12 protein-coding genes and 1 pseudogene are annotated in these 15,757 nt (G+C 63.0%); 9 read left to right on the top strand and 4 right to left on the bottom strand.

Translation table 11 applies throughout. The features are described from left to right. The 3 genes from ACTHL0_RS05025 to ACTHL0_RS05015 form a co-directional block, all read left to right on the top strand. Positions 1 to 1,025 (top strand): NupC/NupG family nucleoside CNT transporter (locus ACTHL0_RS05025; RefSeq protein ID WP_440565492.1); only part of this gene is annotated, 1,025 nt, incomplete at its 5' end. A 35-nt stretch (positions 1,026 to 1,060) separates the two neighbouring features. Further along, a complete protein-coding gene (locus ACTHL0_RS05020) occupies positions 1,061 to 1,450 on the top strand; it encodes a cytidine deaminase (protein ID WP_440565491.1) in 390 nt (129 codons plus the stop codon). Positions 1,451 to 1,458: 8 nt separating this feature from the next. After that, positions 1,459 to 2,418 (top strand): nucleoside hydrolase, encoded by a 960-nt coding sequence (locus tag ACTHL0_RS05015; protein ID WP_440565490.1) that lies wholly within the window; start codon positions 1,459 to 1,461, stop codon positions 2,416 to 2,418. Between the two features lie 152 nt (positions 2,419 to 2,570). Here ACTHL0_RS05015 and ACTHL0_RS05010 read toward each other — a convergent pair whose 3' ends face one another. Then, positions 2,571 to 3,293 (bottom strand): CerR family C-terminal domain-containing protein, encoded by a 723-nt coding sequence (locus tag ACTHL0_RS05010; RefSeq protein WP_440565489.1) that lies wholly within the window; start codon positions 3,291 to 3,293, stop codon positions 2,571 to 2,573. Positions 3,294 to 3,421: 128 nt separating this feature from the next. Here ACTHL0_RS05010 and ACTHL0_RS05005 point away from each other — a divergent pair, with 128 nt between their 5' ends. From ACTHL0_RS05005 to galU, 4 genes and pseudogenes are all read left to right on the top strand, one after another. After that, positions 3,422 to 4,567 carry an HlyD family secretion protein gene (locus ACTHL0_RS05005; RefSeq protein WP_440565488.1) on the top strand — a complete coding sequence of 382 codons (1,146 nt, stop codon included), beginning with the start codon at positions 3,422 to 3,424 and terminating at the stop codon, positions 4,565 to 4,567. After that, entirely contained in the window at positions 4,560 to 6,161 is a 1,602-nt protein-coding gene (locus tag ACTHL0_RS05000) for an MDR family MFS transporter (RefSeq protein ID WP_440565487.1), read from the top strand. Before ACTHL0_RS05005 ends, ACTHL0_RS05000 begins: the two co-directional genes overlap by 8 nt. A 259-nt stretch (positions 6,162 to 6,420) precedes the next feature. Further along, positions 6,421 to 8,217, top strand: a pseudogene (locus ACTHL0_RS04995) (glycosyltransferase); the annotation flags it as partial. Between the two features lie 447 nt (positions 8,218 to 8,664). Continuing rightward, entirely contained in the window at positions 8,665 to 9,555 is an 891-nt protein-coding gene (gene galU / locus ACTHL0_RS04990; protein ID WP_440565486.1) for a UTP--glucose-1-phosphate uridylyltransferase GalU, read from the top strand. A gap of 265 nt (positions 9,556 to 9,820) precedes the next feature. Here the strand turns inward: galU and ACTHL0_RS04985 are convergent, their stop codons facing one another. Then, a complete protein-coding gene (locus tag ACTHL0_RS04985) occupies positions 9,821 to 10,282 on the bottom strand; it encodes a hypothetical protein (protein WP_440565485.1) in 462 nt (153 codons plus the stop codon). 26 nt (positions 10,283 to 10,308) lie between these two features. On the opposite strand from ACTHL0_RS04985, the gene ACTHL0_RS04980 reads away from it, so the two are divergent. Continuing rightward, complete coding sequence (locus ACTHL0_RS04980; RefSeq protein ID WP_440565484.1) at positions 10,309 to 12,417, top strand: phosphocholine-specific phospholipase C; 2,109 nt, start codon at positions 10,309 to 10,311, stop codon at positions 12,415 to 12,417. Between the two features lie 264 nt (positions 12,418 to 12,681). Continuing rightward, complete coding sequence (locus tag ACTHL0_RS04975) at positions 12,682 to 13,131, top strand: HU family DNA-binding protein (RefSeq protein ID WP_440565483.1); 450 nt, start codon at positions 12,682 to 12,684, stop codon at positions 13,129 to 13,131. A gap of 107 nt (positions 13,132 to 13,238) precedes the next feature. Here the strand turns inward: ACTHL0_RS04975 and ACTHL0_RS04970 are convergent, their stop codons facing one another. Both ACTHL0_RS04970 and ACTHL0_RS04965 read right to left on the bottom strand, forming a co-directional pair. Further along, positions 13,239 to 14,678: a cytochrome-c peroxidase gene (locus ACTHL0_RS04970; RefSeq protein ID WP_440565482.1), complete on the bottom strand. Its 1,440-nt coding sequence runs from the start codon at positions 14,676 to 14,678 to the stop codon at positions 13,239 to 13,241. 115 nt (positions 14,679 to 14,793) lie between these two features. Next, positions 14,794 to 15,757: phospholipase C (locus ACTHL0_RS04965; protein ID WP_440565481.1), on the bottom strand; the 964-nt coding region annotated here is incomplete at its 5' end.

The following is a 15,757-nucleotide window of genomic DNA, read 5'->3' as shown; positions in this document are numbered from 1 at the left end:
CCAAGATGTTCGCTTTGTTCGGCAATGGCGGATTCGTATTCGCCGTACGCGTGCTGCCGGCGATCATTTTCGTGACGGCATTGATTTCGGTGCTGTACTACATCGGCGTCATGCGCTGGATCGTCATTGTGCTCGGTACGGTATTTCACCGGCTGCTGGGTGTCTCCAAGCTCGAGTCGTTTTCGGCCGTCACGACCATTTTTCTGGGGCAGAGCGAAATGCCGGCTGTAGTCAAGCCGTTCGCGCGCGATATGACGGGTGCCGAGCTGTTCGCCGTCATGTCGAGCGGGATGGCTGCCGTGGCGGGCTCGGTGCTGGCCGGATACGCCGGCCTCGGCGTGCGCATCGAATACCTGTTGGCGGCATCGTTCATGGCCGTGCCGGGCGGCTTGCTATTCGCAAAGATCATCCATCCCACGACGGAAGCGAGCCGGGTCCAGCTCGAACAGCTCAGTTTCGACGAGCGGCGCCCGGCCAATATCATCGAAGCGGCCAGCTCCGGGGCGGCCGTCGGCCTGAAGATCGCCGTGATGGTCGGCGCGATGCTGATCGCATTCGTCGGATTGATCGCACTCCTGAACGGTTTAGTCGGCGGCATTGGGACGTGGTTCGGGCATCCGAACATTTCGATGCAGTCGATTCTCGGCTCCGTGTTCGCGCCACTCGCCTATTTGATCGGCGTACCGTGGAACGAGGCGCTGGTGGCCGGGAATTTTCTGGGTCAGAAAATCATCCTCAACGAATTCGTGGCCTATGCGTCGCTCTCGCCCTATCTGAAGGACCCGATAAGCGTTGCCGCAGCCGGCCTTCAAGTGCTGACGCCACGCACGCTGGCCATCGTTTCGTTCGCGTTGTGCGGTTTCGCGAATTTTGCCTCGATCGCCGTATTGACCGGCGGCTTCAGCGCCGTTGCGCCCGAACGCCGTTCGGAAGTGGCGCGTTACGGGCTGCGTGTCGTGCTGGCCGGCACGCTATCGAACTTGATGAGTGCGACGATCGCGGGCATGTTTCTGAGTTTTCATTGAATCATCGATCGAACCGAATGACGAAGAGGGTGGCCATGACGTTGGAACAATTGTTTGAGCGGGCGAAGAAGGCGCGCGAAAGCGCCTATGCGCCGTATTCGAAATTCAAAGTGGGCGCGGCGCTTTTGACCAAAGACGGACGCGTGTTCGACGGCTGCAATGTCGAGAATGCGTCGTATGGCCTGTGCAACTGCGCGGAGCGTACGGCGTTCTTCAGCGCGATTGCAGCCGGATGCGGGCGTGACGCGTTCGCGGCGCTGGCGGTGGTCGGCGACACCGAAGGGCCTATCGCCCCGTGCGGCGCCTGCCGTCAGGTCATCATCGAACTGGGCGGGCCCGATCTCGCCATTCGGCTCGGCAATCTGCACGGCGCGACCCGCGATACCACGGCGCGCGAGCAATTGCCGGATGCCTTTTACCTATGAGTCTTCGCATGCATAAAGTCATTTACGACACGGACCCAGGCGTCGACGACGCCATGGCGCTTGTCTTCCAGGCCCTGCATCCGGAAATCGAACTGCTCGGTGTCACGAGTGTATTCGGCAATTCGACGATCGAGACGACGACGCGCAATGCGCTCTATCTCGTGGAGCGCTTCGCATCCGGCGTCCCCGTGGCGAAGGGTGCGGCCGCACCGTTGCGCCGGACGGCACCGGCTCCCGTGGACTGGATTCACGGCGGCGACGGCCTTGGCAATATGGGTGTGCGGCCGACAGGGCGCAGCGCACTCGATACACGGCCTGCGCATCGCTTCATTGTCGATACGGTTCGTGCGCAACCCGGCGAAGTCACGCTGATTGCCGTCGGCCCGCTGACGAACCTCGCGCTTGCGCTCGACGAAGATCCGGAGATTGCACGGCTCGTCAAGCAAGTGGTCGTGATGGGCGGCGCGTTCGGCACCCACGGCGTGAACGGCAACGTATCGCCGGCAGCCGAGGCGAACATGGCGGGGGATCCGGATGCGGCCGATATCGTGTTCGGCGCGGCTTGGCCCGTTGCGATCGTCGGCCTCGATGTCACGGAAAACACGGTGATGACGACGGCGTATCTGGCCAAGCTGCGCGATGAAGCGGGCGAAATAGGGCAGTTCGTGTGGGACGTGTCCCGGCACTACGAAGCGTTTCACCTCTCGAGCGTTGGACTCGGGGGCATCTATGTGCACGATTCGTCGGCCGTCGCTTATCTGCTCGCGCCGCAACTGTATGCCACGCGCAGCGGGCCGGTCCGTGTGCTGACCGACGGCATCGCCGCGGGTCATACGCTGCAAAAACCGGACGGCTTCGCGGCGCCTGCTCCCGAATGGGATGGCCGGCCTTCATGCAAGGTATGCGTGGGTGTCGACAGCGCGCAGATGCTTGCGCTTTATGCGCGCACGCTGGGCGGGAAGGCTTAGGCGCTTTCGATCTATCGAGGCGAGGGTGAACGCAGAACGAGCGATTGAACGCAGGCTCCCGAAAACGCTCACCTTTTGCCTCGTTTCCCGCGCTGCGGGGCCGCTGCCAGAGCGGCGCGCGGTGGCCGTCGCCGCATCGATCCCGCAAACCCTCACCTTTCGGATATTCCGGTATTGCGTTCCGATGCCCACGAACGCAGCAATGCACGGGTATTCGCAAAAACCGTTTGCTTCACGAACTCGATCTTTTCGGCGTCGAACGCCTTCCAGCCGAAGAGCGCAAGGACATTGCGCGGCATCATGTGAAACAAGACAAACTGGCCGTTCAACGTAATCAAACGCGCGACGGTCAGCGGATCGCGCGGTGCGGTACCGCAGATCTTCGCGATGATTTGCGTCGACACGCTGTTCAGCGGACCGCGTACTCGCTGCTGGAAGGTCTCCGTCGCGATTTGCGGTTCTTGTCCGTCTTGCTCCCGCACGAAAAAGAGTTTCAACGCCGGTGCGCTCGGCGTCGCCAATGCCTTATCGATCATCACGCATTGCAAATCGATGAACGCCTCGATCAGCTTCGCCATGTCGTCGGTCGATTCGACCGTCGCTTTTGACTGCCGCACGACCGGCTCGAATTTGCTCCACACCTCATCGGCTAAATGCTCGGCGCAGGCCCGGTACACCCCGTCCTTGTTTTCGAAGTAGTACTGCAGGGCCGGCGCGTTCACCCCCGCGTGCGCCGCGATGTCGCGAGTCGAAGCTGCGACGAATCCATGCTCCCCGAACAGCTCGATCGCCGAACGGATGATACGAAGGCGTGTCTCTTCGCCGCGCGCATAACCCCCTTCGGTGGAACGGCGAGGGCGCTTCGTCTCGGTCATGGCATTCGATCCTTTCTAACGGTTACAGCAGGGGTGACCGCCAGAAATATATCACTTGACACATTTTTTCCAACTGGAATAATTGTGCGACATTTCACCCCTCTCTCGGTAGGCAGGACTCCGGAATCATGGCAACGACAATCGAGGTGCGGCCACCCCACGGCGACACGCAGCAAGACGCAGGCGGCGGCGCCCCGCGCCGGGCGCGCAATCGCGGCTGGGTGATCGGCGTCGTGATCGTCGCGCTCCTGGCCGGCATCGGATGGTTCGCGCATTGGTGGACGGTCGCGCGTTTCATCGAAAGTACCGACGACGCGTATCTGCAAGCCGATAGCGTGACCATCGCCCCGAAGGTGAGCGGCTACGTCACACAGGTCTATGTGAGCGACAACCAGGCTGTTGCAGCCGGTGCGCCGCTCGTGCGCCTCGATAGCCGGCAGTACGAAGCATCGCTCGCGCAGGCGCAAGCGACCGTGGATGCGCGGGAAGCCGATCTTGCGCGGGCACAAGCCGATCTGAAGCAGCAGCAGGCGGCCGTCGTGCAAGCGCAGGCCCAGGCGCAAGTGGCCCAAGTCGTCGCGCGGCATGCGCAAGACGACGTCGTGCGCTATGCACCGCTCACGGCGGCCGGTGCCGAGACGAAGGAACGGCTCGCCAGCCTCGTCAGCACGCGCGACCAAGCGCGCGCCACGGTTGCGGCCAACGCCGCGGCCGTGCGTTCGGCGCAAACGCAGATCGATGCCACGACGGCACAGATCGCCCAGGCCCGAGCCCAGGTGGAAGCGGCGCGCGCCAGCTTGCGTCAGGCGCAGCTCGACGTGAACGACACGACGCTCTATAGCTCGACCGCTGGCCGCATCGGTGATCGTTCGGTGCGCGTCGGCCAATACGTGCAGCCCGGTACGCGTTTATTGACGGTGGTGCCGGTGCAAAGCATCTATCTCGAAGCGAATTTCAAGGAAACGCAGATCGGTCATATGCGCCCGGGCCAGAAGGCTACGCTGCATGTCGACGCGCTGCGCGGCATCGATTTGCATGGCGTCGTCGATAGCTTCTCGCCGGGTACCGGTGCGCAATTCGCGTTGCTCCCGCCGGAGAACGCAACGGGCAACTTCACGAAAATCGTGCAGCGCGTACCGGTACGGATTCGCGTCGACGCCGGCCCGCAAACGCGCGCCTTGCTGCTGCCGGGCCTGTCGGTGACGGTCGATGTCGATACGCGCACGGCGCGCGACGACGATCGGCATCTCGCCGCCGAGAACGCACATGGCTGACGCCGCTTCGCAGGCGGGCGCCGCGGGTGCGCCGGCGCATCCCGAGCGGGCGCATGCCAGCGATTGGGTCGCGGTGGCAGCCGGCTCGCTGGGTGCCTTGATGGCGACGCTCGACATTTCGATCACGAACTCGGCCCTGCCGCAAATTCAGGGTTCCGTCGGCGCGACGGGCACCGAAGGCACTTGGATTTCGACGGGTTACCTGATGTCGGAGATCGTCATGATCCCGCTCGCGGCGTGGCTCACGCGCGTGTTCGGGCTGCGCAATTTCCTGCTGACGAACGCCGCGTTGTTCATGGCGTTTTCGATGATTTGCGGCGCATCGCACTCGCTCCAGTGGATGATCATCGGCCGAGTGGGCCAAGGGTTCACGGGCGGCGCGATGATTCCAACGGCGCAGACGATCATCCGCACGCGGCTGCCCCGCACGCAGTTGGCCGTCGGCATGACGATCTTCGGGCTCATTGTCTTGCTCGGGCCGCTGCTCGGGCCGGTGCTGGGCGGATGGCTGGCCGAGAACGTGTCGTGGAAATGGTGCTTTTTCATCAATTTGCCCGTCTGTCTCGCCCTGGTCTCGCTACTGATGGCCGGGCTGCCTTCCAGTCCGCCGCATTGGCACGAATTCATCAACGCGGATTGGGTCGGCATCGTCGGCCTGTCGATCGGCCTCAGTTCACTCACGCTCGTGCTCGAGGAAGGGCAGCGCGAGCAATGGTTCGAGTCGACCGAAATCGTGATGTTCTCGGCCGTCGCGTTGCTCGGCTTCGTTCTGATCGGCATCTCGCAGTTCGTCGCGGCCAAACCGATCATCCGGCTGTCGCTGCTGCGCAATGCGCGTTACGCGAGCGTCATCGTGATCGTCTCCGCCGTGGGCGCGGCGATTTATGGCATCTCTTATCTCGTGCCGCAGTTCTTGAGTCTCATCTCCGGCTACAACGCCGAGCAAGCGGGCAACATCATGCTGCTGTCCGGCGCGCCGGCGTTCTTGATGATGCCGGTGCTGCCGCGCCTGCTTAATAAGGTCGATTTTCGGTTGATGGTGGTGGGCGGCCTCGGTTTTTACATCGTCAGTTGCTTCCTCGATACAGGCCTCACCGCGCAAAGCACCGGACACGATTTCGTCTGGTCGCAACTGCTGCGCGGCGTCGGGCAGATGCTGGCCATGATGCCGCTCAATCAGGCGTCGATGGCGGCGGTGTCGAGGGAAGACTCGGCCGATGCGGCGGGCCTGTACAACATGGCGCGTAATCTTGGGGGCTCGATGGGACTTGCTGTGATCGGCGTCGTCATCGATCGTCGCAACGCGTTTCATATCGCGACGCTGCGCGAATCGGTGACGGCCAATTCGCTGATCGGTCAGGAGCGAATGGCAGGAGGCGCGGCCACCTGGCTCGCGCGAACCGGCGACGCCGCCTACGCGAAGATGCAAGCCCTCGCGCAGTTGGCCGGGCAAATCCAGCAGCAGGCGGCCGTGATGACGTTTTCCGAAACATTTTATCTTCTGGCCATTGCACTCTTGACGTGCATGCCGCTCGCGCTGCTGCTGCGGCGGCCGGCACCGCAGCCGGGCAGCCCGCCCTCCGCAGGACACTGAGTGCAAAAGCGGCGGCAGCTTTTACAAGTACTGTAATTTCGACAGGATGCCGCGGCCTTTCGAACGGCTGTCGATGCGTCGGACCGCCCCCGCGATGCGCTTGAAAAAACCGAACAAAAAGGCGATCGGAAAGCCGGAAACAAACATGCCCATGCCCCTCACAGGGCTGTCCGAGCGGGCCTCTGCATTTTTTTGAAATAATTTCGGTCTTTACCTGGAATACTTTGTTCGTAGGCTAGTGCCCCTAGAGGAGAAGCACATGAGCCACGATATTTTCGCAGACGCCGCCACGCTGGATCGACAGAAACAGCGTGTGCCCCACCCGGCCCCGCAGCGGGCGCCGAGCGAGCGCGCGCCCCGCGTGGCGATCGTGCACGATTGGCTCGTCACCTACGCGGGCGCCGAGCGTGTGCTCGAGCAGATGATCGCCTGTTTTCCCCAGGCGGAGATCTTCAGCTTGGTGGATTTCATCGAGGATCGCAAGTTCTTGCACGGCAAGCATGCGACGACCTCGTTCATTCAGCGGCTGCCGCTCGCTCGGAAGAAGTATCGCGCCTACCTGCCGCTGATGCCGCTCGCGATCGAACAACTGGACCTGAGCGGCTACGACCTCGTCATTTCGAGCAGCCATGCCGTCGCCAAGGGCGTACTGACGGGCCCGGATCAAGTTCACGTCAGCTACGTGCACTCGCCGATTCGCTACGCCTGGGATCTGCAGCACCAGTATCTCCAACAATCGAATCTGACGACAGGCCTACGCTCGGCCATGGCGCGCGTGGTATTGCACTACATCCGCAATTGGGACACGCGCACATCCAATTCCGTCGATCATTTCGTCGCCAATTCCCAATTCATCGCACGTCGCATCAGAAAGGTTTATCACCGTGACTCCCGTGTGATCTTTCCGCCCGTCGATGTTCATTCGTTCCTCGTCGGCGAAGACAAGGAGGAGTTCTACCTCACGGCCTCGCGCATGGTGCCGTACAAGAAGATCGACCTGATCGTCGAAGCGTTTTCGCGGATGCCCGGCAAGCGTCTGGTCGTGATTGGCGACGGGCCCGAAATGAAGGCGATCCGCGCCAAGGCAGGACCGAACATCGAAATCCTCGGGTATCAGCCGTTCGCCGCCCTTCACGACCATATGCGTCGGGCGAAGGCGTTCGTTTTCGCCGCGGAGGAAGACTTCGGCATCGCGCCCGTCGAGGCGCAGGCATGCGGCACGCCCGTCATCGCATTCGGCAAAGGCGGAGTGCTTGAAACAGTCCGTGAGTTGGGCGATGCGCACCCGACAGGGGTCTTCTTCCGGGAGCAAACCGTGCCCTCAATCGTGGGCGCCGTGCGCGAGTTCGAGAAGAATGCGCATCGATTTTCGGCGCGGGACTGCCGTTTGAATGCCGAGCGTTTTTCCATCGAGACGTTTCGCGAGCGTTTCATGGGCTTCGTCGAACAGGTCATGCCCGGGGCGACGAAGCACGGTAACGGTGCGTCCGAGTCGGACAGCGAGGGCGATGGTTCGCCGATGCGGCCGCCCGGGGCGGTGCGCGTGCTCGCACTCGATCAAAGCGGCGGGCTCGACGATGCGGAACTTTCGCTGCTGAACGTCGCGAGTCATCTGAGGGAATCGGTCGAAGTCGTGCTGTTCGACGACGGTCCGTTCCGTCTTGCACTCGAGGAAGCCGGCGTCGCCGTCGATGTCCTCGATGCGCCTGCGCTTTACGGCGTGACAGGGCACGCCAACCCGCCGAAGTCACGCACGCTCTCCGGTCTCGCGTCGCTCGTACGCGAGACGGTCAAACGCGCGCGCCATGTCGACGTCATCTATGCCAATACGCCGCGCACGATGCTCGTCGGCGCGCTGGCCGGCATGATCGTCCGGCGTCCGGTGGTATGGCACTTGCGTCAGAGCGTGGGCGCCGATCCGGTCGGAAGACTTCAGCGCCTCGCATTGAAGTGGTGCGCACGCGTGGCGCTCGACCGCGCGATTGCCGACAGCGCGGCTTCGAAACACGCGTTCGAGGCGTTTACGAAAGCACCACGATTGCGCATCGATGTCGTGGATGAAGCGCCGCGGGCACCACGCGGTGACGAGCCGGCGAAGTCTCAATCGTCCCTGCTGCGCAAGCAGATCGAGAGCGTATCGACCATTCTCGCGCAGGCTGCCATGCGCGGGGCCCGCTGAGTTTCGCGGGCGCATACCGCCATCGCAGCGGTGTGCGAATGAACGGCGCAGGCCGCGCGGACAAGCGCTGGCGTGCGCCGTTCGTCAATCCATGTCGCTCGCAGCGTACAGGCGACACAAGAAACCCACTATTTGAATAGATAGCTGTTTTTCGGCGGGTTCGAGTCAACAATGCGCGTCGCACAATGTGCCACGTAGCGACCGGCGTTTTGTATTGGTAGCGTGCGATTGATCGCGTTCGATCGTATGGCGCGGCGCGCGGCTCGGGATGGGCTCGCGCGGCGACTGCGATAACAACTAACAATTACCCCAAGGGAACGAACGATGTTGAAAGTCACTAAAGCGGTGTTTCCAGTGGCGGGACTGGGCACACGGTTCCTCCCAGCCACCAAGGCGAGCCCCAAGGAGATGCTGCCCGTCGTCGATAAACCGTTGATCCAGTATGCGGTTGAGGAGGCGATTGCAGCGGGCATTACCGAACTCATCTTCGTGACAGGCCGCAGCAAACGGGCGATCGAGGATCATTTCGACACGTCCTATGAGATCGAGGCCGAGCTGGAGGCGCGCGGCAAGGAGAAACTGCTCGATTTGGTGCGCGGGATCAAGCCGAGCCATGTCGATTGCTTCTACGTGCGCCAGCCGGCCGCGCGGGGGCTCGGTCATGCGGTGATGTGCGCGGAAAAGCTCGTTGCCGATAGCCCGTTCGCGGTGATCCTGGCCGACGATCTGCTGCACGGGGCCCAGCCCGTGATGAAGCAGATGATCGACGTCTTCAATCACTATCACAGCACGATCATCGGCGTCGAAGCGATCGCGCGTGAAGAGACCCGGTCATATGGCATCGTCGAAGGCCGCGAGTGGGAGGAGGACATCTTCAAGCTGTCCGGCATCGTCGAAAAGCCCTCTCCCGAGGCTGCGCCGTCGAATCTCGGTGTGGTGGGCCGCTATGTCCTGATGCCGAGCATCTTTCAGCATCTGCGGCGGTTGGAGCCTTCCGTGCAGGGCGAATTGCAATTGACCGATGCGCTGCATGCGCTGCTGGCCGAAGAACAGGTGCTGGCGTACCGGTACTACGGTCAGCGGTTCGATTGCGGCAGCAAGCTCGGCTATCTGAAAGCGACGGTCGAATTCGCCTTGCGGCACCCCGAGATCGGATCGGCCTTCGATTCGTACCTGCGCGATTACGTGGGCCATCTCGCTCCGTCGTCGCATTAAGGGAGAAGCGGCGCGCCTCCACCGGGCCGCTTCCCTTGCCTCTCGCGCCCGGCACGTGTCGCGCGCATCCGTTCGCCTGCCCGCCGGTCCCGCATTCCGATTCATCAAGCAGACACGATTCCTTCCTATGCTGGACGGCCGTTCAGTCCGGTGCCGCGCATGAAGCGGCGTCGGCCGTAGCGAATGCGTTTTCGATGAGGAGCATCGTGTGGCGATGATCGAGCGACGATCGCGGGTGGGTCATTCTCCGCACAGCAAACGTTTGTCAGTCGGCGCCCCGCTCGCGACCCGCGGATACAGGGTGCTCGCGGCGGTGGCCGTCGCTATGGCCTGCGCGCTCGCGACGGGATGCGACGGCGCTCACGACGCTCACGACGATCTCGACACCCACGCGCAGGCCGATGCGACGTCGATGCTGCCCGGCACACGCGACGCTGCCGCGCCGGCGGCCAGCGCTCGTGCACAGCGGTTCGACACCTCCGACGGGACGCCCACCCACGCCGCATCCGATGCGCTGCTGCCGCCCGTCATGCATACCGCCGACTGAATCGTTCGTTTCCTCGTTGTTCCGCTGTTGTGCCTGCAACGCCGCGGTTGCCGCAAGGCCGCGTGCCTCGCTCGCTTTCGCCGTGTTGTCCTGCTGTCCGTTGCGCTTCTCGTCGTTCGTTGTCGTTTTGCCGTAGTGCGCCGACGTGCGTCGCTTTGGCGGCGCCGTCTTCCGTTCCATTCCTTCGTCCGAAACACGAATTCAATATGACATCGACAAGCCGCCGTGATTTTCTGCGCGCCGCCGCTCAAGCGGCAGGCGCAGCCGCCGCGATGGGCGCGTTGCCCGCCGGCATTCGCAACGCGCTCGCGATTCCCGCGAACGATGCGACGCGCAGTATCCACGACATCGAGCATATCGTGATCCTCATGCAGGAGAACCGCTCGTTCGACCATTACTTCGGTACGCTGCGCGGCGTGCGCGGCTATGGCGACCGACGTGCGATCCGCTTGCCGAACGGCAACAGCGTCTGGCAGCAGCCCGTGCTGGCGGACACGGGCCAAGTCCTGCCGTTCCGGCCGAGCGCCCCGGACCTTGGCATGCAATTCCTGCAGGACTTGCCCCACGACTGGACGACGACGCACAACGCCTGGAACGGCGGCCGCTACGACCAATGGGTGAGCGCGAAAGGCACGACGACGATGGCCTACCTCACGCGCCAGGACATTCCGTTCCACTATCAGCTCGCCGACGCCTTCACGATCTGCGACGCCTATCACTGTTCGGGCATGACGCCGACCGATCCGAATCGCTACTACATGTGGACGGGCTGGGTGGGCAATGACGGCAAGGGCGGTGGCCCCGTCATCGACAACGCCGAAGCCGGCTATGGCTGGTCGACCTATCCGGAGGTGCTGCAAGCGGCCGGCATCTCGTGGAAGATCTATCAGGACATTGGCACGGGCCTGAACGCGGCGGGCTCGTGGGGCTGGACGCAAAACGCCTACATCGGCAACTACGGCGATAACTCGCTGCTCTACTTCAATCAATATCGGAACGCGCAACCGGGCGATCCGCTCTACGAACGGGCGCGCACGGGCACGAACGTCGCGGTGAGCGGCGGCTATTTCGACATGCTGAAGCAGGATGTGCAAAACGGCACGCTGCCGCAGGTATCGTGGATCGTGGCGCCCGAGGCCTATTCGGAGCATCCGAACTGGCCCGCCAATTACGGCGCCTGGTACGTCGATCAGGTGCTGCAGGTGCTCACGTCGAATCCGGCGCTGTGGAGCAAGACGGCGGTCTTGATCACCTACGACGAAAACGACGGCTTCTTCGATCACGTGGCACCGCCGTTCGCGCCTTGGTCGAAAGAGACGGGGCGCTCGACCGTGGAGACGACGAACGAGTATTTCGCCGGTAACGCGACGTACCCGGCTGGCCCGTTCGGCCTTGGACCGCGCGTGCCGATGATCGTGGTATCGCCCTGGTCGAAGGGCGGATGGGTGTGCTCGGAAACCTTCGACCACACCTCGATCATCCGCTTTATCGCGCGCCGGTTCGGTCACGAATATAACCTGTGCGAAGCGAATATCACGCCTTGGCGCAAGGCGGTTTGCGGTGATTTGACGCGGGCATTCGATTTCGCGAATCCCAATGCGGCGTTCCCGGCGTTGCCTGGCACGAGCGCGTATGTGCCGCCCGATCAGCAACGGCATCCCGATTACGTGCCGCTCCCGCCGCTCGTGCAAGCCAAACCGCAGCAGGAACCGGGGGTACGCCCGGCACGCGCGCTGCCCTACGAGCTGTTCGTCCGTGCCCATGCCGACGCCGGGCAAGCTCAATTGCGCCTGAAGTTGACGAATACGGGGCATGCGGGCGCCGCCTTCCACGTGTACAAGGCGCACAGTGCCGATGCCCCGCGTGCTTATACGGTCGAGCCGCACAAGCATCTCGTTGATGAGTTCGCGCTGAATTTGGACGGCAGCTACGATTTCGCCGTGCACGGACCGAACGGGTTTGCCCGTCGTTTTGCGGGCCGTGCGGTTGCGGCGCATGGGTGGAGTGCGGGCGTGGCCGTGCCGGACGTGGTCGAGTCTTACGACGTGGCGAACGGCAATATCGAACTGCGCCTGCAAAACATGGGCACCGTGGCGTGCGAGTTCACGACCACCAACGCGTACACCGGAAAGAGCGTGACGCACCGGGTCGCGGGTGGCGAAAGTGTGGACCTGTATGTCGATTTGCGTACTCAGCACGCCTGGTACGATTTTCACGTGACGGTCGACACCGATCCGCTGTTCGTGCGCATGCTGGCGGGTCACGTCGAAACCGGCCGCCCCAGCATGAGCGATCCCGCGCTCGGATTGGCCTGAATTTGCCGGGCTGATCCGCTCTAATCTCGGGTGACGTCCCCTTCGGATAAACCCTGTGTCACCGTCGTCGACGGCACTCGCCGATCGACGACGGGCCCTAGGAATCGCCTCGATAGTCGGCGCCGCGCAACAAATCCCCCTGTAAATACGCGCTCGAAACACAAATTAGATGCATGAAGCCGCGCGGCGCTTGTAGAATCCGGCGTTGAAGCGGCGCACGTCGTGCGCCCTTCGTGCGTTCAACGACCAACAGGTAGGAGAAACATGGTTACTTCCGCAAAGAAGGTTGCGAAAAAGGCTGCTGCCGCACCGGCAAAGAAAGTTGCCGCGAAGAAAGCTGCTCCCGCGAAGACTGCCGCGGCTAAGAAGGTCGCCGTGAAGGCGTCCGGCGCTCCGTCGCCGATCAAGGACACCTTCACGAAGGCCTCGCTGGCTGCTCACCTCGCGGAACGCTCGGCTGTCGAGCCGAAGTCCGTCAAGGCTGTGCTCGCCGCGCTCGAAGACACGATCCTCGGCTCGGTGCACAAGAAGGGTGCCGGCGAGTTCACGCTGTCGGGCCTGCTGAAGATCGTCGTGCAAGCTGTGCCGGCGAAGAAGAAGCGCTTCGGCAAGGATCCGTTCTCGGGTGAAGAGCGTTGGTTTCCGGCCAAGCCGGCCAGCGTGCGCATCAAGGCACGTGCGCTGAAGAAGCTGAAGGACGCGGCCGCAGGCTAAGTCGTTCGCTCAAGCAAACAAAAAACCCGCAAAGGTCATGCCTCTGCGGGTTTTTTATCGCCTCGCGTCGGCGAGGCGTTCAGCGTTCAGCGGTGGGTCTCCGCGGATCAGTGCGTGCTGCCGCTCGGCTGATAGCCGTCCGTCAGCGTATGCAGGAAGGCGATGATGTCCTTGATGTCGTCGTCCGTCATCGAAGGCGTATCGCCCGGGTTGCGATCGAACGGCGCATCGCTCTTGTCGATGTTGGCCCGATACTTCGCCGGCAGATCGTCGTATTCCAAGACGTGGCCTTGCGCATCGTGCGGATAAATCTTGTTCGGCTCGATGTCGCGCAGGTTATAGAACTTCATGACGTCATCCAGCGAGTGATACACGCCGTTATGGAAAAACACGTGGCGTGTAGCCGCATTGCGCAACGTCGGCGTGAGGAACATGCCGCAATACTGCGTTTGCGCGGCCAAGTCGGTGCGATAGGGGCCGCATAGACCTAGGTCGTAATAGCTTGCGCTGCGATTGACCGCAAGCGCGTTGTTGCGCGGCACACCGAGCGCCTCATATTGATAATCGGTGAACATCGGGGGCAGCCCGTCGGGCGACGGCTTCGATAGGTGGCAGCCCGCGCAATTGGCCTTCTTCGGATCGTTGAAGAGCTGCAGGCCGTGCCATTCGGCACGCGTCAAACGCGCGCGCCCTTCAAGCCAGTAATCGTATTTGCTCGTGTACGGATGGAACGAAGGATCCTCCACCTGGTAACGCGCGACCGCGAACATCGCTTCGGACAATAACAGGCGCGGATCGCTGAAGATGCGTGAGCCGAAGAGTTGGAGGAACGCGTTGCGATACGTGCCGCTGGCGAACTTGCGTGCGACGTCCGCCTCGCTCGTGTTCGCCATTTCAACCGGGTTCATCAGCGGCCCCAACGCTTGCGCTTGCAGCGTATCGGCACGGCCGTCCCAGAACATGCCGCCTTGCGGCACCATCGCGGGAGCGGCGGGCGCGACGCCGGCCGTCTTTTGCGCGCGGGCGGCGCCCGATGCGGCCGCGGCTTCTTGTGCGAAGTTGGCCTGCTCGTCGGCGTCGGCCGTATCCGGTCCGATGCTGAAGTTCGGTTGCCGATACAAATACATCAGGGTGGGCGGGGGGCGATCGCCTTGCAGCGTCAGCGACGCTCCGCCGAGCTGAACCGGCAGCGCATTCGGCGGCCCGTAAGCATGCGCGGGGCTGTGACACGACGCGCACGAAAGTTTGCCCGACGCCGAAAGGTTCGGATCAAAGAAGATCTGCTTGCCGAGCTGCGCCATGGCGCTGAGCGGTGCGACCGATGGCCGCTCGAGGTGGACAGGGTGCGGATTGGCCCCCGTCCATTGCGCCACGATATCCCCGATGGCGGCGGGCATCCGTTCGGGATAGGCGAGCGCCCAGGCGCAGCAGCCGGCCGCGGCCAGCGCCGCGCCGAGTGCCGCAATACGGGCGAATGATCGACGGCGCGGGGGCGGTTTGCCGCGGTCGGCGGGTGGGGGCGGCAAGGCGGAATCGAGCGGCTGCATCGTGTCGGGAATGAGGCGTGGCCTGCGATCTGATAAAAAGCCACAGCCCGTTGCCGGGCTGTGGGATTCACCGTCGAACCCGCGCAGGGCGTCGTGCGCTGGCCGGTCAGAGCGATCAGCTTTGCGGCGGCGTGCTGACTGGTGTGCCCAGCGTCGGGTCGAGATACAGCGGCGTCGTGTGCGGTGCGGCCGAGAAGTTGAACAGGCCGTTGATGCTGCCCGCCGTGGCGTCGAACGAACCGCCGCCGATACGTTGGCCGCCGAGCCAGTTATCTTCGATAAAGCGCACGATCGACGCTTGCGTGATCAGCGTATGGTCCACGTAGTTCTGCTTCGCGTACGGCGAGATCACGAGGAACGGCAGGCGCGTGCCGGGGCCGCAGCGGCCGTTCACGGGTCGACCGTTCAGGCCGGCCGGTTGCGTGCCGGTGCCGCAGATCGCGCTGCCGTTCAGTTGATCGGCGCTCGAGAACGAGGCCGACGTCGGCGATTGGAATTGATGGTCGTACCAGCCGTCCGAGTCATCCCACGCGACGATCACGGCGGTGCTCTTCCAGTCGGGCTGTTGTTCGAGGAAGTTCACGACCTTCGTCACGAACGCTTGCTCGTCGAGCGGATCCGAATAGCCCGCGTGGCCGTCCTGATAGGCCGGGGCCTTCAGGAAGCTGACCGACGGGTAATTGCCGGCGCTGACAGCCGTGAAGAAATCGTTGATGTCGTATTCGTGGTTGGCCGGATCGACGGTGGTGGTGTTCGGCACCGTGGTATAGCCGATCGCGGCCGTCGATGTCGGACGCAGGTGGTTCGGGTTCGACGTCGATAGGTAGTACTGGAACCAGTTGTGGTGCGGGATGTAGTCGGCCGTCGCGGCGCCGACCACAGTGGACATTGTGCTGCGCTTGCAGCCCGTCGTGCCGTTGCTGTTCGTCGTCGACAGATTGAAGCCGCCCATGAAGCCGCCCCACGTGACGCTCTTCGCGTTGAGCAGATCGCCGATGTTCTTGCCCGTCATCATGGCTTGATCGGTCGTGCTCGAGCACAGGTCGAAGCCCGGATCGACATCGTTGATCATCGTCAAG

Source organism: Trinickia sp. (assembly GCF_051961175.1).
Taxonomy (GTDB): domain Bacteria; phylum Pseudomonadota; class Gammaproteobacteria; order Burkholderiales; family Burkholderiaceae; genus Trinickia.
Note: the sequence above shows the minus strand (reverse complement) of the source record. Positions and strands in the feature narration are given on the sequence as shown.